The 19,509-nt window shown below is 32.0% G+C and carries 11 protein-coding genes; 7 read left to right on the top strand and 4 right to left on the bottom strand.

Annotation, left to right across the window (positions count from 1 at the left end; genetic code table 11):
- Positions 1-7 precede the first annotated feature (7 nt).
- The 4 genes from GN138_RS08645 to GN138_RS08660 all read right to left on the bottom strand — a co-directional run bounded on the left by GN138_RS08645 (position 8) and on the right by GN138_RS08660 (position 7,355).
- Positions 8-2,740, bottom strand: a complete 2,733-nt coding sequence (locus GN138_RS08645) for a TonB-dependent receptor (RefSeq protein ID WP_157363408.1) — start codon at positions 2,738-2,740, stop codon at positions 8-10.
- Positions 2,741-2,915: 175 nt separating this feature from the next.
- Positions 2,916-4,763, bottom strand: coding sequence for a glutamine--fructose-6-phosphate transaminase (isomerizing) (gene glmS, locus GN138_RS08650; protein WP_157363409.1), 1,848 nt, complete (start codon positions 4,761-4,763; stop codon positions 2,916-2,918).
- A gap of 22 nt (positions 4,764-4,785) precedes the next feature.
- Entirely contained in the window at positions 4,786-6,534 is a 1,749-nt protein-coding gene (locus GN138_RS08655; RefSeq protein ID WP_157363410.1) for a DUF4270 domain-containing protein, read from the bottom strand.
- Positions 6,535-6,542: 8 nt separating this feature from the next.
- Entirely contained in the window at positions 6,543-7,355 is an 813-nt protein-coding gene (locus tag GN138_RS08660) for a glycogen/starch synthase (protein WP_157363411.1), read from the bottom strand.
- Between the two features lie 110 nt (positions 7,356-7,465).
- Here GN138_RS08660 and panC point away from each other — a divergent pair, with 110 nt between their 5' ends.
- The 7 genes from panC to GN138_RS08695 all read left to right on the top strand — a co-directional run bounded on the left by panC (position 7,466) and on the right by GN138_RS08695 (position 19,412).
- Positions 7,466-8,317 (top strand): pantoate--beta-alanine ligase, encoded by an 852-nt coding sequence (gene panC, locus GN138_RS08665; RefSeq protein ID WP_317162723.1) that lies wholly within the window; start codon positions 7,466-7,468, stop codon positions 8,315-8,317.
- 13 nt (positions 8,318-8,330) lie between these two features.
- Positions 8,331-8,681, top strand: coding sequence for an aspartate 1-decarboxylase (panD, locus tag GN138_RS08670; RefSeq protein ID WP_157363412.1), 351 nt, complete (start codon positions 8,331-8,333; stop codon positions 8,679-8,681).
- A 4-nt stretch (positions 8,682-8,685) separates the two neighbouring features.
- Positions 8,686-9,645: a lysylphosphatidylglycerol synthase transmembrane domain-containing protein gene (locus tag GN138_RS08675; RefSeq protein ID WP_157363413.1), complete on the top strand. Its 960-nt coding sequence runs from the start codon at positions 8,686-8,688 to the stop codon at positions 9,643-9,645.
- Between the two features lie 86 nt (positions 9,646-9,731).
- Positions 9,732-10,832 carry an alpha/beta hydrolase gene (locus GN138_RS08680; protein WP_231743058.1) on the top strand — a complete coding sequence of 367 codons (1,101 nt, stop codon included), beginning with the start codon at positions 9,732-9,734 and terminating at the stop codon, positions 10,830-10,832.
- Between the two features lie 78 nt (positions 10,833-10,910).
- Complete coding sequence (locus GN138_RS08685; RefSeq protein WP_157363415.1) at positions 10,911-12,113, top strand: alpha/beta hydrolase; 1,203 nt, start codon at positions 10,911-10,913, stop codon at positions 12,111-12,113.
- Positions 12,114-12,397: 284 nt separating this feature from the next.
- A complete protein-coding gene (gene radA / locus GN138_RS08690; RefSeq protein ID WP_157363416.1) occupies positions 12,398-13,756 on the top strand; it encodes a DNA repair protein RadA in 1,359 nt (452 codons plus the stop codon).
- A 157-nt stretch (positions 13,757-13,913) separates the two neighbouring features.
- Complete coding sequence (locus tag GN138_RS08695; protein WP_157363417.1) at positions 13,914-19,412, top strand: LamG-like jellyroll fold domain-containing protein; 5,499 nt, start codon at positions 13,914-13,916, stop codon at positions 19,410-19,412.
- Positions 19,413-19,509: the final 97 nt, after the last annotated feature.

Genomic DNA, 19,509 nt, shown 5'->3' on the forward strand with positions numbered 1-19,509 from the left:
GCTAATTTTATAAGTTATTAATTGTCCAAGACACGTAGTACATTGATCCTATGTAACCAGATCCAAATACAGTGAAGTATTCTTGTCCACCAATGTTAGTACCACCTATTTTTACTATAGATTTTAACTTTGGAATTTTGTAATTAACCTGTGCATCAAATGTGTGGAATTCTGGTACAATACCATCACCAAAAGTTGCTTCCCAGAAATAGTCATCACTAAATTTATAGGCAACATTAAATCCAAAGTTTTTGAATAATTCTGTATTACCAAAATGCGCTTTAAACTTATGCTCAGGTGTATTAAAGTATGTTTCAAAATTAGGATTTGCAGCTTGATCGAAATCTTGCTTAGTAAATGTGTAACTACCTCCTAGATCAAAATCTCCGAATATTTTTGTTGATAACCCTAAAGATGCACCATAAGAATTAACATCTACATCTGAGTTGGTATATGTACTATACGTTACAAAATCACTATTTGCAATCGCAGCAATTGCTGTTCCGTCGGTTACAGAACCGTATAATGGTGCTATAACTACTTCTGAAGAAATGAAATCTTGATATTTGTTGTAATAAGTACTAAAATCAACAGTTAGCTTATTAAATTTACCTCTATAACCAACTTCAAAAGATGTTACTTTTTCAGGTGAAACTAAATCTGGATTAGCAATTTCTAATACCGTAGGGTCACCAGTTTCTGACAATTCTTGAACCGAAGTTGCTGAATAAGAATTATTATATGCTGCAGCACCTGTTTGTGTATACGTATTACCATCGTTTCCGGTGTAATCTCTAGAATAACGATCTAAATTATCTGGAGCACTACCAACTAAAATTGCTCTACCTGCATCTAATCCTATAAATAAATCTTGAGTGGTAGGATTTCTAAACCCTGTTTGGGCAGAGGCTCTTATGTTATGGTTTTCATTTAGTGTTAAACCTAACGATAATCTAGGAGAAACAAATCCATCAAAAAATTCTGATTTGTCATAACGAGCAGAAGCTGTAACTTTTAAAGCCATCATATCGTTTAATTCTACATTCTTTTGAAGTTGGGTGTAAAAACCGTATTCGTTGTATTTAATTGGACCATCGAAATCTGTATAAATTGATCCTAATGAATTAAGATCGTATTGTCTAAATGAACCTCCAACTTGAATATCTGCAAAATCGATTAGATGACTAAAGTTGTAGTTACCATCTGCATGGTAATATTTAGATTGATCTTGAAATTTTGAACCAGTGGCTAAATCTGGATCTTTAATAATTCTATCAAAAGCATTATTAAATTCTTCAGAACCTGGCTCAAATCGTCCAGTTTCTGCTGCTGCTCTTGCTGCGGCATGCGCTTGTTCATCTGTAGCACCACCACCAAGGGTTGCAGCTACATAGGTGTTGATGTAATCTCCAAACCATTCTTCATCACTTTTCCAAGATCTGTTAATATTGATACCAGTGAATACCATATCATAAGAGTCACCAGCTCTATCAGCTACAACATAACCTCTTAAGAAGTAATTATCATTTTTTACTTCTAATTTATGTTGTTGTTGAAAAAAACCGTCAATATTATATCGGTTTGTACCTTGGTAGATTGTTGTACCAGTACCTACTTTACCAACATATTGTATTTCGAAATTACTACCATCAATAGGTCGGAAATATAATCCCCAATCTGCTTTTACGCTCTCGGCTTTATGTTCTGTTAAATCACGTTCATTATAACCTGTTCTACTTACAAAAACATCTGGTACAATTCCGGTTCCACCTGCTAAATCATTTAAATTGGCAGAAACTTCATCACCATAAACATTGATACCATTATAGTTTAGGTTAGTAGCTCTTGTACCTCCAAACGTATCGCTATCTACCTCACTTGTAGCCGCCCAATCTGTTCCGTGTAGGTAGCCGAAGTTAACTTTAGCGGCAAATTTATCACTAAATTTATAAGCCATTCGTATACCTAAATCCGTATACTCGTTATCTCCAGCAGCCTTTTGAGACGTTATACCTTTTTTAACAAAAGCACTAATACCTTGGTGATCAAATGGATTTTTACTTTGCATAAAAAGAATACCATTAAATGCATTTGCACCATAAAGTGCAGAAGAGGCTCCAGGAAGTAATTCTACACTTTGAACATCAGTTTCAATCATACCAACTAAGTTTCCTATTGGGAAGTTTAGAGCTGGAGTTGAATTATCCATACCATCTACTAATTGCATAAAGCGTGTATTAGCAGTGGTTGCGAAACCTCTTGTGTTAACCGATTTAAATGTTAAACTACTTGTATTAACATCCACACCTTTAAGGTTTTCTAATCCAGCATAGAAATCTGCGGAAGCAGTATTTTTAATTTCTTTTAAACCAAATCGTTCTACTGTAACCGGAGATTCAAAAATACGTTCTGGAGTACGTGATGCTGAAATAACTACTTCATCTAGTTCATTTCCTTCAGATAATGTGATTTCAAGAGTTTGATTGTTACTGGTAATCTCTATTGTTTGAGATTCGAATCCAGCATAACTTATTTGAATTGAAAAAGGAGGGACTTCAGATACTGTTAAAGTAAAGTTTCCATCAAAATCCGTTACTGTGCCCGTACTTGTACCAAGTAGTACAATATTTGCGCCAGGTAAGGGAAGCCCAGTATTGTCATTAATTTTACCTTTTACTGTGGTTTGGGCAAAAGATACCACACAAAAAAGCATTGTGAAAAGCTTTAAGATTGTCTTCATTTTCGAATATTAGTTAATTTATTAGACGAGCAATTTAATTAAATATATGGTAATTTGGTAAGAAATCTGTAAAAAAGTATGCGTGCATAACAAAATATTGAAAAATAAACGCCTTAAAATTGCATATTTCACAATCTTAAGACGTTTAAATAAACCTCTTAAAGTATAGTTTCAGTTACTCTACTGTCACTGATTTTGCTAAATTTCTTGGTTGATCTACATTTTTATTAAGCATTACAGCAATATGGTAAGATAATAGTTGTAATGGTATTGTAGTAAGAAGTGGTGTTAAACATTCTATAGTTTCTGGTACTTCAATCACATGGTCGGCTAATTCTTTAACACTAACATCTCCTTTAGTAACTATACCAATAATTCTACCTTTTCTAGATTTTATTTCTTGAATGTTACTAACCACTTTTTCATAATGCCCTTTTTTAGTAGCAATTACAATAATTGGCATTTGCTCATCTATTAATGCTATTGGTCCATGTTTCATTTCTGCAGCAGGATAACCTTCTGCATGTATATAGGATATTTCTTTTAGTTTTAAAGCACCTTCTAAGGCAACAGGGAAATTAAATCCACGTCCTAAATACAAGCAGTTTTTTGAATCTTTATAGATATCTGCAACGGTTTTAACGTAAGCATCTGATTGCAACGCTTCTTCAACCTTACCAGGTATAGTTTCTAACTCAATGAGGTGATGTCTAAACTCTGAGCTAGACATTGTTCCTTTAGCTCTAGCTAAACGTAATGCCATTAAAGTTAATACGGTTATTTGTGTGGTAAATGCTTTAGTAGATGCTACACCAATTTCTGGTCCGGCATGGGTATAAGCACCTGCATCAGATTCTCTTGCAATTGACGAACCTACAACATTACAAACACCAAAAACAAAAGCGCCTTTAGATTTAGCTAATTTTATTGCGGCTAATGTGTCTGCTGTTTCTCCAGACTGTGAGATTGCTATAACAATATCTTTTTCAGTTATTACAGGATTTCTATATCTAAATTCTGAGGCATATTCTACTTCAACAGGTATTCTTGCTAAATCTTCAAAAATATATTCAGCAACTAGTCCTGCGTGCCAAGAGGTTCCACAAGCTACGACTATAATTCTATCTGCTGCTAAGAATTTTTTCATATTGTCTTCAACACCAGCTAATTTAATTACAGCCTCGTTACTTAATAGACGACCTCTAAAAGTGTCTAAAATGGCGCTTGGTTGTTCATAAATTTCTTTTAGCATAAAGTGATCGTAACCACCTTTTTCAATTTGCTCTAAATTAAGTTGAAGCTCTTGCATGTAAGGGTCAACTAAGGCATCAGTCTTAATTTTTCTAATTTTTATGTCTTTACCTCTACGAAGAATAGCCATTTGTTCATCTTCTAAATAAATGGCATTTTTTGTAAATTCTATAAACGGAGAAGCGTCACTTGCAATAAAATATTCATCTTCACCAATTCCAATAGCTAATGGGCTACCTAATTTGGCGACAACAATTTCATTAGGTTTATTTTTATCAAAAACAGCAATAGCATAGGCACCAACAACTTGGTTTAGCGCTATTTGTACAGCTTTACCAAGTTTTAGGTTTTCATTTTTCTTTACGTCTTCAATGAGATTAATTAAAACTTCAGTATCAGTATCTGATTTGAAAGTGTAACCACGGTTTATTAATTCTTTTTTTAATGAATCATAATTTTCAATAATACCGTTATGAATGATAACTAAATCTCCAGAGTTGGAGTAATGTGGATGAGAATTTACATCGTTAGGGACTCCGTGCGTTGCCCAACGCGTATGGCCAATTCCTAAAGTCCCAGATGTAGAAATTTCATTTTCTAATTTTTCTTTAAGGTCTGCAACTTTTCCTTTGGTTTTAGAAAGCTTAATAGATTCGCCATCGTATAAAGCAATACCAGCACTATCATAGCCACGGTATTCTAGTCTTTGAAGTCCTTTTATAATAATGGGATAAGCCTCTCTATGGCCTATATATCCAACAATTCCACACATAGGTTATTTTTATTAATTTGGTTTAATCACAATCTTGACCTTCTGGGCAACAATTTTCACCATTAATGCAAGTGTAATATATTTCTAAATAAACTTTTTTACTTTCTTCACTGGTACTATTACCATGTAAAATAATTCCTCTTGGAGAAACCGTTGAACTTGCGGGTACTTTAAAATCAATATCTGAATCGGTTTGAACTTTTCGTTGTGTATATAAATCTTCTATATTCACATTTAACGAAACGGCTAAACCTAACTCAACATTTGTAGAGTCTCTAATTAATAAATTATTAATATGTTCAGTTATTCTAAATTTATATTTAACTCCAGCACTTGTTGGGTCGTCTTCATCTTCACGCTCTAATGGTCCAAGATGGTTTATCTTTGAAAACGAAGGTAAGCCATTATTGGTGCCATCTAAATAATAATCTACCAACGGTATATTATTATCTATGTCATACAAGAATAGGCGATTAGGTTCGTTAACTGGGTTGGAAACTTGGTCTACATAAAAAACAAGATTAGCTTCATTTATTAGTCGTTTGGAGCTTTCAAAAGTTCCGTCAGAAGGATCTAGGTTTACAAATTCACTTCTAAAATGGTCAAAATTGGTAATGCCTGCATCTTCATCATAGAAGCCTTCGAACAATTTTATTGCGGCTATTGCCCCTTCACCACCTTTTAAATAAATTTTACTATCACCCAATTCTGCATCACCTTCATTTATTGGTTGTAGGTATTCATTATCAAAAAAGTTTATTTTATTTGGACTAAAATTCAGTACATAAGTACCTGTATTTATGGTCTCTTCTTCTTCACCATCGTCTCCAGTTGTTGTGGTGATGTTTTTATAGTAGATTGTAACATTTGCATCGGTACTACCAGTGTTTAGAAGTAAAAAACTACCATCATTTGCACTATTAGGTTCTGCTTTAAAATATAAGCCTCTAAAATATTCCGCAAAATTATTTTGACTACTTAAAACAGCGTTATCTTCCATATCTAAAATTTTAGATTGCCAATACGTAGGGTCAAGTCTTAGTCTAATACCCGGAGCTTGTCTTTCGATTACCTGAGGTAAATCGTCTTCATCGTCTTCGTTATCTTCTTCTTCTAATATAAATACGTCACTATTTATAGTAACTTCGTTATTTGTTCCATTATAATAAGAGGTTTGAGGCTCATCTAAAAAAACGAATTCATGACCTTCTAAATTAGAAATAGCCTCAGACGTAGATGCTGTTTTATTAGAAAAATAAATTTGATTATCGTTAAAATCACCAGTTGGGTCAAAATCTCTAATAAAATAGTTGTTTTCAAATATTCTTAATCTAAGGTTTTCATAATTTTCAGATTTAGGTAAGATGGAATCGATTTCATAAATGATATTACCGTCGTCATCAAAATCTGATGCTGTACTGTAAAATGGAATGGTAACAACAACAGAATCTATGCTAGCATTATCTCCAAATGTTGGGTCTAATGTGCTTGGAGTTAATTGGGTTACAAAACTAGCCGTAGTTCTTCCATAAATATCATCGTAAATTCCTAAGGTGCTTAAATTTAAACCAAAATCATTGGATTGTACGGGATTAATAGGTTTAGTGTATGTTATTATTTCATTAGTGTTAGATTCAATTCTAAAACTTGTAGCATTATCAGGATTTATAACATCAGATTCAATGGTAGAAAAATCATGATCACAAGCTATAAATGCTAATATTATTAGGCCAAACGATATTATCTTTAAGATAAAATTATTCTTTTTCATAAAATATATTAACTGTTAAGTACAGTATTGGTGTAAAAATCGGTGTATGGATCTGCAAATTCTTCAATAGAAAAATAATCTAATACTGGTTTTGTTAAATCGTTTATATAAGATTCTAATTCTGCTGGTAATTCTTTAGATCCCTTTATTATAGCATCAGAATTATCTATTGCAATTTTCATTAGGTTATTATAGTCTGGTTCCTTTAATAATTTGGATGCTTCTGCATCAATACCGTCAAAATTAACTTTATCTATCATAGTATTATCTAACGTACCTTCAAAACTTTGATTGTATACAGAGGTTACAATTTTACTTTCTGTAAATAGTGGTTCTGTTTTGTAAAACTCTTTTAAGTATAAAGGTAATAGCGAAGCTAACCAGCCATTAACGTGTATAATGTCTGGAGCCCAGTTTAATTTTTTAACAGTTTCTATTACACCTTTTGCAAAGAAAATGGCGCGTTCATCATTATCTGAAAACAATTTACCATCTTCATCAGTTAAAGTTGCTTTCCTTTTAAAATAATCTTCATTGTCAATGAAGTAGACTTGAATGCGTTCTTTTGGTATGGATGCTACTTTAATAATTAACGGCATATCCAAATCGTTAATTACTAAATTAATACCAGAAAGCCTTATTACTTCGTGTAATTGGTGTCTTCTTTCGTTGATATTACCAAAGCGAGGCATAAATATTCTTATCTGACCTCCTTGTTTGTTTACCATTCGAGGTGCTTCAAAAGACATTGAAGAAATCTCTGTTTCTGGTAAATATGGAACGACTTCAGAGGACACATATAATATTCGTTTATCTTTCATAAATCTGCTGCTTTTGAAAATTGAGAGTAAAAAACATGCAAAATTACAAAATTTTGGGCAGATTGCTAGTATTATATTATGTTTGCACGCATTAATTTTTAGTGGTCGTAGTGAAAAATTTCGAAAATAAATCTGATTTATCAGAATATCTAAATAGTCTAAGAGCTCATATTGGTACTATTGGCTTTGTTCCAACTATGGGAGCACTCCATAAAGGGCATTTATCTTTGGTAAAAAAAGCACTAGATGAAAATGATTATGTTGTTGTAAGTATTTTTGTAAACCCAACTCAATTTGATAATGAAGAGGATTTAATAAAATACCCAAGGACATTAGATAAAGATGTGACCTTGCTAAAAACGGTTAATAAAGATAGGATTATCGTTTATGCGCCTAGTGTGGAGGATATTTACAATACAAATGTTAGATCTAATTCATTTAGTTTTGATGGTTTAGAGTTTGAAATGGAAGGTGCTTTTAGAGATGGGCATTTTGATGGTGTTGGTACTATTGTTAAACGTTTATTTGAAATTGTAGAACCAACAAAAGCTTATTTTGGAGAAAAAGATTTTCAGCAATTACAAATTATTAGAAAACTTGTAGAACTGTACCAATTGCCAGTTAAAGTAATAGGTTGTCCTATACATAGAGCTACAGACGGTCTAGCAATGAGTTCTAGAAATACGAGGTTAACAAAAGCCCAAAGAGAAATGGCGCCATTTATTTATAAAACATTAGTAAATGCCAAAATAATGTTTGGCACAAAAAGTGCTAAATACGTAACAGAGTGGGTTGAAAAGCAATTTAGTAAACAGCCGCTATTAAAGTTAGAATACTTTATTATTGCTGATATAATTACGCTGAAACCTATAAAAAGAAAATCAAAAAAGAAATCATATAGAGCTTTTGTGGCTGTATATGCGGGCGATATAAGACTTATTGATAATATCGCATTAAATTAATTATCTTTGCCATATGCAAATACAAGTAGTAAAATCGAAAATTCACCGTGTAAAGGTTACAGGTGCTGCATTAAATTATATTGGTAGTATTACTATTGATGAGGATTTAATGGATGCTGCAAATATTATTCAGGGTGAAAAAGTTCAGATTGTTAATAATGACAATGGAGAACGTTTAGAAACCTATTGTATACCAGGTCCTAGAAAAAGTGGAGAAATAACTCTAAACGGTGCAGCAGCAAGAAAAGTTGCTATTGGTGATACCTTAATTTTAATTACTTATGCGTTTATGGATATTGAAGACGCTAAAGTATTTAAGCCATCACTGGTGTTTCCTGATGAAGCTACAAATCTTCTAAATTAGAAAGTTGAGTAAGCTTAAATCTATCCTAAAAGTTGTTTTACCTCTTCTCTTAGGTATTGGTTTGGTATGGTATTCCTTATCTAAAATTTCAATTTCATTATTAATTAAGTATTTTAGAGATGCTGATTATAGTTGGATAATTCTTGGTGTTTTTCTTGGTTTACTGAGTCATGCATCAAGAGCATATCGTTGGCTTTTTATGGCAGAACCACTTGGTTATAAACCAAAGTTTTTAAATAGTTTTATGTCTGTGTATTCGGCATATCTTATAAATTTAACAATACCAAGAGCTGGAGAAATTGCCAGAGCAACCATTATTTCTAACTACGAAGAACTCCCTTTTGATAAAGGTTTTGGTAGTATTGTTGCAGAACGTGTTGCAGATACAATTATGTTATTTCTAATTGTAGCTATTGCATTTTTTTTAGAATTTCAATTTATATACGAGTTCTTTTCATCAAAATTTAATTTTTTAACGTTAATAATAGGTGGAATTGTTCTGGTTATTGTAGCCATAGCTTTATTACTGTTTTTTAGAAAAAGTAATTCAAAGTTGGCAATAAAAGTGAAATCGTTTTTATCTGGGATAATAGAAGGTGTGTTAAGTATTTTTAACATGAAAAAGAAATGGGCATTTATTGGCCATACCATTTTTATTTGGGTTATGTATGTGCTAATGTTTTACATCACTACTTTTGCCCTCCCGGAATTGCATAATATTTCACTGGCCGCTGTACTTATTGGTTTTATATTGGCTAGTTTTAGTATAGCCGCAACAAATGGTGGTATAGGCTCTTTTCCAGAAGCAGTGGTAATTGCCTTTTCTTTGTTTGGTATGGCAACAGAACCAAGTAGAGCTTTTGGTTGGATAATGTGGTCTACACAAACATTAGTTATTATTGTGGTAGGTGGTTTATCCTTGCTATATTTACCTGTATATAATAGGAAGAAAAGCTCAGTATAGAAATATTTATTAAATTGCTATAATTATTTACAACAAACATGAAGAATTTTTATTTCCTTCTTTTAGTGCTATTTTTTGCAACAAACTTGAATGCACAAGCAATATATAAAACTCTTAATTCTTATAAGCTAGGGGCTGATCGAGAGTTAAAAATTCAGTTACCTAGAAACTATAACCCAGAAGAAAAGCGTAATTACCCATTAATTATTGTTTTAGATGGTGATTACTTATTTGAGCCAATTGCTGGTAATATAGATTATCAGTCCTATTGGGAAGATATACCAGATTGCATAGTTGTTGGCGTAAAACAAGGAGATTCTAGAGAAGATGATTTGTTATATGACGAGGAGACTTATTTTCCTAAAGAACAAAGTGCGGCTTTTTATGAATTTATATCTTCAGAATTATTGCCATACATTGAAGGAGAATATAAAGCATCTAATTTTAGAATTATAGTTGGGCACGATCTCAGTGCAAATTTTATTAATTATTACTTATTTAAGGATAAACCAATATTTAGAGCTTTTATTGCATTAAGTCCAGATTTTGCCCCAGAGATGACTACTAGGTTACATCAGCGATTAAAAATTTTAGATCAAGAAACATTTTATTATTTGGCTACTGGAGATGCTGATGTAAAGGCCTTGAGGACTTCAATAATTAAAAGCGACTCATTAATTTCTTCTATAGAAAATGAAAAAGTGCTTTATAAATTTGATGATTTTGATGATGCAAATCATTATGGCTTAGTAGGACAAGGAATTCCCAAAGCATTAAACCAAATTTTTGGGCTTTTTAAACCCATAAATGCCAGAGAATATAAGGAGAAAGTACTGACTTACGAGGAATCGCCTTACGATTACCTTATAAAAAAATACCAAGACATCGAATATTTTTACGGTTTTGAAAAAAAACTTATTGAGAATGATATTAGAGCAATTGCAGCAGCAAGTAATAAAAAAGATGACTTCTATTCTTTAGAAAAGTTAACAAAATTAGTGAAGAAAGTTTTCCCTGAATCTATGTTAAGTGCCTATTATTCAGGTATGTTATATGAAAAAGAAGGGAATTATAGAAAAGCTTTAATTCAATATAAATCGGGTTTATTATTACAGCCTTCTCAATTTATTGATAAGGAAATTATGCTCGAAAAAATGTACGATACTCAAGAAGCATTAAACGATTAAGTGCATTTCATCGAAAAAAATTGACTATTTAACGATAATTGACTATGTTTGGAGTCCCAAAACTAAACCTACTCAATTATGAGAAAAGCTATTTTAATAGTATTTACATGTTTTATTTGTTCGTTAACATATGCGCAAATATCTTACGAAGAAATTTCGTCTTCTAGATTAAATTCTAAACGTCAACTAAAAATTAAGCTTCCTGTAAATTATGATGCAGAAGCAGATATTAAGTATCCTTTAATCATTGTTTTTGATGCCGATTATTTATTTGAGCCCGTAACTGGTCAGGTAGATTTTCAGACCCATTTTGATGATATGCCAAGCTCAATCGTTGTTGGTATTATGCAAGGTGAAGAGCGTGTTTATGATAGTTATTATGAGCCGCAAACAGGATTACCTACCGAGTCTGGCATAAGATTTCACGAGTTTATTTCAGACGAATTATTACCGTATTTAGATGATAAGTACAACACAAGTAACTTTAGAGTGGCTGTTGGCCATGATATTATGGGTAATTTTATAAACTCGTATTTATTTAAAGAAGATTTAGAATTTCAGGCTTACGTATGTATTAGTCCGGATTTTGTTGGGTCTTTAAGAAACTTTGTTTCTAAACGTTTGGCACTTTATAAGACAGATGTGTTTTATTACATGGCTACTGCAGAAAAAGATATTCCACAAATCCGTCAAAATATACTATCAACCAATGAGCAAATAAAAACGGTAGAAAACAAATATCTAACTTATTATTTTGATGATTTTGATGGAGAAACGCATTACACGCTTGTAACTGGTGCAATTTCTAAATCATTTGATAAGATTTTTTCTATATATAACCCGCTTCGTGAAAAAGAATTGGAAGAAAAAGTGCTGCCATATGAAGGAACTTTAGATGAATATTTGGTAAATAGATATAAGAGAATAGAAAAACTATTTGGTATTACAAAGGAAATAAGTGAGGAAGAGTTAGAAAAAGTAGCTAAAGTTGCCGAGAAAAGAGAGGATTTCAAATCTTTATTTAAATTAGGGCTTTTAGCTAATAAATTGCATCCAGAGACTTTATTGGGTACATTCTACTTAGCACAATCTGCAGAAAAATTAGGAAAAACTAAGAAAGCTAAAAAACTATATGAAGAAGCTTTAACATTAAATGATGTTAGCCATGTAGATAGAGATTTTATTTTTTCTAAAATAGATGAACTTAATTTATCATTAGTAGATACAGATGATGAAGAGATAGAAGAAAAGGTAGACGAGATAGACGATGAAGAGAAGTAACAAGCATAAGAATTCAACAGATTACTTTTTCGAATATATTTTTAAGAAATCAAAGGATTTTTTAATGTCTAATCTGCCGTTAAAATTATCTACAATAAAAATTTTAGCAATTATGTCGTGGTTTAAAGATGTTAACTAAATTAATATTTGTTGGTTTAAAAAGTTAAATCTTATGATATAAATATATACATAGACCCAAACATGTCGTTGAAAGAAATTCTTTAATTTAGCTATTTTAAAAATTGATAATCCTAATCTAATATTTAGGTTTATAAAACTAGAACATGGCTAAAGTTAAAACAACTTTTTTTTGTCAGAATTGTGGAAGTCAGTATGCCAAATGGCAAGGGCAATGCATGTCTTGTAAAGAATGGAATACCATTGCAGAAGAAGTAATTCAGAAACCAGAAAAAAGCGATTGGAAAACACCAAAAGCAACAACTAAACGCGTATCAAAACCATTATTAATTAATGAAATTGATACGTCTCAAGAAGCGCGTTTAGATATGGAGGATGGTGAGTTTAACCGTGTTCTTGGTGGCGGAATGGTTAATGGATCTTTAACCTTATTGGGTGGCGAACCAGGTATTGGAAAAAGTACACTTTTGCTTCAAATCGCCTTAAAATTACAATATAAAACACTTTATGTTTCTGGAGAAGAAAGTCAGAAGCAGATAAGAATGCGTGCGGAACGTATTAATCCTAATAGCAATAATTGTTACATTCTTACAGAAACCAAAACTCAAAATATATTTAAACAGATTGAAGCTTTAGAGCCAGATATTGTTGTAATAGATTCAATACAAACGTTGCATAGTGATTATATTGAATCATCTGCTGGTAGCATTTCTCAAATAAAAGAGTGTACAACCGAGCTAATAAAATTCGCAAAAGAAACCTCTACACCAGTGCTATTAATTGGCCATATAACAAAAGATGGGAATATTGCAGGTCCAAAAATTTTAGAACATATGGTAGATACTGTTTTGCAGTTTGAAGGTGATCGAAATCATGTATTCAGAATTTTAAGAGCTAATAAAAACCGATTTGGCTCTACTAATGAACTTGGTATTTACGAAATGCATGGCAAAGGATTACGAGAGGTTTCTAATCCGTCTGAGATTTTAATTTCGGAAAAAGACGGCGAGCTTTCTGGTAATGCAGTGGCAGCAACTATTGAAGGTTTAAGACCTTTAATGATTGAAGTACAAGCTTTGGTAAGTACAGCGGTTTATGGTACGCCACAACGATCTGCAACAGGTTTTAATGCAAAGCGCTTAAATATGTTATTGGCGGTTTTAGAGAAACGCGCAGGTTTCCGATTGGGCGCAAAAGATGTATTTTTGAATATAACAGGAGGCATCACAGTAGATGATCCTGCAATAGATTTGGCTGTTGTTGCGGCTATTTTATCCTCAAATGAAGATGTCGCTTTAGAAAGCGACTATTGTTTTGCAGCAGAAGTTGGCTTGTCTGGTGAGATTAGACCAGTACAACGTGTTGAACAGAGAATATTGGAAGCAGAAAAACTAGGATTTGCTGTTATTTTTATTTCAAAATATTGTAAGATAACGTTAAAAACCTCGTCTATTAAAGTGAAATTTATTTCAAAGATTGAGGATTTGGTTAATGAATTAGTTTAATTTGTAAGAATTTATTTGCAAATAAAAACGTTTTATCGTATTAAATTGTTTTTTGACCGCGATTTTTTTTAAAAATCATTTTTAAATCCTATCCTTGTATTGTAAAAACAACAGATAACTGCCCCCTCAAGTCTATCTAAATTTATGCTATTGGTTTATGAAAACTTATACTCTGTCTGTTAATAGAAACAATTTTCTTTTGTTTCTGAGTCTTTTGGTTTATTCTTCCTTATTGTTTGGTCAGTATTGTACGCCAACCAATATTAATAATTATAATATTTATTACATTTCTGAAGTTTCACTTGGCACAATGAATAATGCTAGTAGTGGTACTACTGGAGGTTATGGATATTATTCTAGCGCTTCAAATATAAATGTTAACGCTGGTGAAACATTGACAGGTACCGTCAAAGTTGTTCTCAATGGATGGAATACTAATATTCATACATTAGCGGTATGGGCCAACTTTAATGTAAATGATGATGAGGATTTTGAAGATGTTGGCGAAGAATATATAATTACTTTTCAAGATTCTAACAATACAGGAGGTACAAAAGTAGTTGAAGTACCAGTAAGTATAGCCATACCTTCAAATGCACAAACAGGACTTTCTCGTATAAGGATAGGTTTAAGAGATGGTACAGAAGCAGGTTATTCGTCTTGTAATTATAATTATAAATCTGGCGAAATTGAAGATTATAACTTAAACATTAGTTCTGGTACTAGTGGAGGAACTTCGCCAGGATTAATAGTGCCTGAATATTGTGATCCGGCTAATATTGGCTCATACAATGTAATGTACATTTCAAACATAAACATTGGCGCTATTAATAACGCATCGACAGGAACTACTGGCGGTTATACAGACTACTCAACAAGCGTACCTGCAGAGGATGTCGCTATCGGTGAAACATTAACAGGAACAGTAAGTGTAACGCTTAATGGCTGGAATACAAATACAAATACGGTTGCTGTATGGGTTAATCTAAATGAAAACACAGATGATGATTTTGAAGATGCAGGAGAGCAATTTTTATTTACGTTTCAAGATAGTAATAATGTAGGAGGTACTAAGGTGGTAGATGTTCCGATTAGTATTTTTGTTCCTAATGGTACAGATCAAGCTCTTTCAATACTTCGTGTAGGTGTTAGAGGAGGGTCGGATACTAGTTTTAATTCTTGTGATTTTGGATACACTAATGGAGAAGTAGAGGACTATTTAATAAATTTAGGAAGTAGTACACCAGAACAAGATATTGCATTATATGGTAATTCACAGTCAATAGCTTATGGATCTACAACAACTACAGAAGCAAACTTTACTAATTTTGGTGTTAAAGATATTAGTTCTGGCGTATATTCTCAGATTTTCGAAATTACAAATGATGGTATTTTAGACCTTACATTAACAGCACCTTTTGTTAGCCTTTCAGGTGATTCTGAATTTTCTATAATAAGTTTTCCAGATGTATCAAACTTAGTTTTGTCTCCAGGCGAAACTACTACATTTACTATAGGATTTGATCCTAGTACTGAAGATAGTTTTTCTGCAACATTAAGTGTTTATTCAGATGATCCAGATGAATCTGTATTTTCATTTTTAATAGAAGGTGATGGCGCGCAATTATATGCAGATACAGATGGTGATGGTATTGCGGATATTTATGATTTAGATGATGATAATGATGGATTATCAGATTCGTATGAAGCATCTTTATGTATTTCGAGATCAGTTGCAAACCAAACATATGTTTATTTCCTTAATGAAACTTTTGGTACTGGTACAAGCCGAACAGAAATAAATGGTCAGTATGTTGGGGCAACAACAGATTATTGTTTTGAAAATGGAACGGGTTCTAATTGCCCTGACCCAAGTAATTATCACAACCCAAGTGTTAATGATGGAGATTATACCGTGTCATATACAATACATAATAATAATGGTAATACTAATGATGATTTAGCAATATGGGCAGAAAGCGATTGGTCTACTGGAGCAGATCATACGCCAGGTGATACAAATGGTAGAATGGCTGTTTTTAATGCAAATGAAGATCCAAGTGTTTTTTATAGTCAAGAAATAATTGGTGCAACACCAAATGTAGATATTGAATTTGGTTTTTACGTTGTTAATTTAGATAAAACCGAACGTATAAATCCAATAATTAGAATAACAGTTTATGATAATTCTGGTAATGTTATAGCTAGTGAACTTTCAAATGAAGTACCTCATTCTGATGGGAATTTAGAAGGTGATTGGCATCTAATAGCACTTTCTGCGTTTCAAACTTCTGAAACAGATTTCACAATAGAATTAAGAAATGAAAATATTGGTGGTTTGGGTAATGACTTAGCCATTGATGATATTTATGTTAGACAATTACTTTGTGATTTAGATGGTGATGGTGTTGCAGATGTTTTAGATTTAGATAACGATAATGATGGAATTCCTAATGTGGTGGAACTTGGTTTAATTGACGATAATTTTGATGCTACAGTGTTTGGAGATTCAACCAATCCTTGGGTAGATATAAACGGCAACGGAATGCATGATGCTTATGAAAATGTTACACCACTAGATACAGATGGAGATGGTGTTCCAGATTTTATAGACTTAGATAGTGACAATGATGGAATTTTTGATAGTTTAGAAAATGATGGTTTTGGAGATATAGATATTACTGGTGATGGTTTAGGAGATGGTTCAGATTATCAAGACACTATAGAGAATATTCTTAATGACGATCAAGATGGAGATGGTATTCTCTCTCTAATTGATGACAACGATGATGATAGTGATACAGAAACTTCTAGTGATCATGGTACATTTAGTTATAGTTTACCCGTTGACTCAGATGGAGATGGGCTTCCAGATTATTTAGATATAGATAGTAACGATGCTAGTAATGATATTACTAATGGTAGTGATATAGATAGTGTATTAATATTCTCTGATTATGATAGTAATAATGATGGGATTGTCGATGGTTCAAATGATTTAGATGGAGATGGACTATTAGATACTTTTGATACAGATAATAATTTATTTGGTTCACCAAGAGATTTTGATGACTCATTTAGTTTGTATTTTGATGGACGAAATGACTATATCGAAGAATCTACCAACATTATACATGGGTTAAATAAAGTTACCCAAATGGCATGGGTAAAGTTAGATTCAGATTTTAATATAGCAGGAGCATTAATTGGTCAAACACATTATTGGCTATATATTGATAATAGTAGAAGGTTAAGAGTAGAGATTAATGGAACTACTATTAATGTTGGTTCTAGTAATAAAATAAATTTAAATGAGTGGGCACATGTTACAGCTGTATATGACGGACAGGCACTAGATAATAATCTCAGTTTGTATATCAATGGAGAACTTGTTTTAAGTTCAGATTCAGTTACAGGACCTATATTAACCGATGTCAATAATGAAGCTTACAGAATAGGTAGAAAGCCATATAATTCAGGAAATCAAGTTTATTTTAAAGGAGAAATTGATGAAGTAAGAGTGTTTAACACTAATCTTACAGAAGAAGAAATTCAACGTATTGTTTACCAAGAATTAGATGAAACTGAAAATTTTAACCAAGGAAAAATAATACCAAAAGATATATCCTCAAACAATATTGGTTCTAACCTTATTAGATATTATAAAATGGACGTGTTTAAAGATGATGTCACTGATGATAAAGTTACATCTTCAATAGATTTATCTGCAGGTGCAAGATTGTATAATATTAAGCATATATATCCTCAAACAGCACCATTACCTTATGTTTCTAGTCAAGATGGTAATTGGTCAAATCAATCAACATGGTTACATGGAGATGTTTGGGATATAGAGGATGTAGATTCTAACAAAGATTGGTCAATTGTACAAATAAATAGTAATGTAGAAACAACGGATTCTCATACCAATTTGGGTTTATTAATAAATTCAAATAATGAATTAAAAGTGGTTAATGATAATTTTATAGAAAATAATTGGTATTTAGAACTTAATGGTGCGTTAGATTTAACATCAGATTCTCAGTTAGTACAAACAGAATTTAGTGATTTAGTTACTTCTATTAATGGTAGGATTTTAAGACGTCAAGAAGGTACAGCTAATAAATATTGGTATAATTATTGGGCTTCTCCAATTGGAGAAATGGGCCAGACAGCCCTAATAGATAACAATACAAGTGCTAATAATATTGCAAATTCAACATATAGTCTCAATATGTTAAAATTTGATGAGACTAATAATGTTGAATTCACCCACCAATACGATGAGCAAGACAAGGTTAGCAGATATTGGTTACATACCTATAAAAATGGTTTAAATTATTACGATTATGAGTCAATTAATGAAAATACAATTTTACAACCTGGTGTAGGATATACGCAAAAAGGAACCGGAACATCATCTAATAGCCAGCAATATTTATTTGAAGGAAAACCAAATAATGGTACCATTTTAGTTAATGTTACAGATGTAGGAGGCAATGGTTCTGTACCTACTGTTTCTAAGACAGATTACTTATTAGGTAATCCATATCCTTCAGCAATAGATATTCATGAGTTTATAGATGATAATGTTGGCATTATTGATGGGACATTAAATTTATGGCAACAATGGAGTGGAGACTCTCATATTTTAAATGAATATAATGGAGGTTATGCCCAGGTTAATAAAACAGGCTCAGTTAGAGCTTATCAATTTGTAGGTCTTGAGGGAGATAACAATGGAAGTCAAGACGGAACAAAAATACCAACAAGATATTTGTCAGTGGGACAAGGTTTTATGGCAGAGATAGTTTCTACTGGTAATGTAACTTTTAAAAACAGCCAAAGATTATTTATTAAAGAAGTTGATGCAGATGGTACTTATGATAATGGTTCTGTTTTCTTTAGGGGAACCGTAGCCGATGAAGAAGAGGTCAATTCAAAAAGTTATATTTCAGAAGAAAATTTAATGCAAAAGATTAGATTAGAATTTAATTCAGTTGACGGACCTTCAACTAAAAGAGAATTACTTCTTGGATTTAGCGAAGCTACAAGTGATCAATACGATTATGGTTATGAAGCTAAAAATGTTGCTGAAAACGAGGATGATCTCAGCTTAATTTTAGCAAATGAGTTAATGACAATCCAAGCTTATGCACCAATAAATGAAGATAAAGTAATTCCTTTAAGCTTAAAAACTTCAGGAACTTATAATTATACATTAGAAGCTACTGAAATTGAAGATATATCTGAAGATCAAGAAATTTATGTAAAAGATAATTTAACTGGAGAATACTTCGATTTAAGAAATGGATTGCCTTTTCAATTTTCATCAGAGCATGGTGATTTTGATGATAGATTAGAAATAGTTTTTAAAAATAGTTCTGAAACTCTTTCTCAATCAGACGAGATAATATCATCGTTAGATTTTTATTATGCTATTGGTCGCAACAAAATTGTAGTATTAAACCCATATAATATTGATATAACTGGCATAGAAGTATTTAATACATTAGGGCAATCGGTGTATTCTTTTCAAGAATATCTAGATGGTTCTTACAAAGAGTATGATATTCCTAAAACAAGTGCTGGTATATATCTTGTTAAGCTTACTTCTACTAATGGAGAACTAACAAAAAAAATAATTATAAAATAAAATAAAGGATATTGAATCATTTTCAATATCCTTTATTTGTATTCAATTTTTGTGTAACAACGTATCTGCTTAGTGTTATGCTATTCATTTAAATAAA

It is taken from the genome of Winogradskyella endarachnes, from assembly GCF_009741275.1.
In the GTDB taxonomy this organism is placed as follows: domain Bacteria; phylum Bacteroidota; class Bacteroidia; order Flavobacteriales; family Flavobacteriaceae; genus Winogradskyella; species Winogradskyella endarachnes.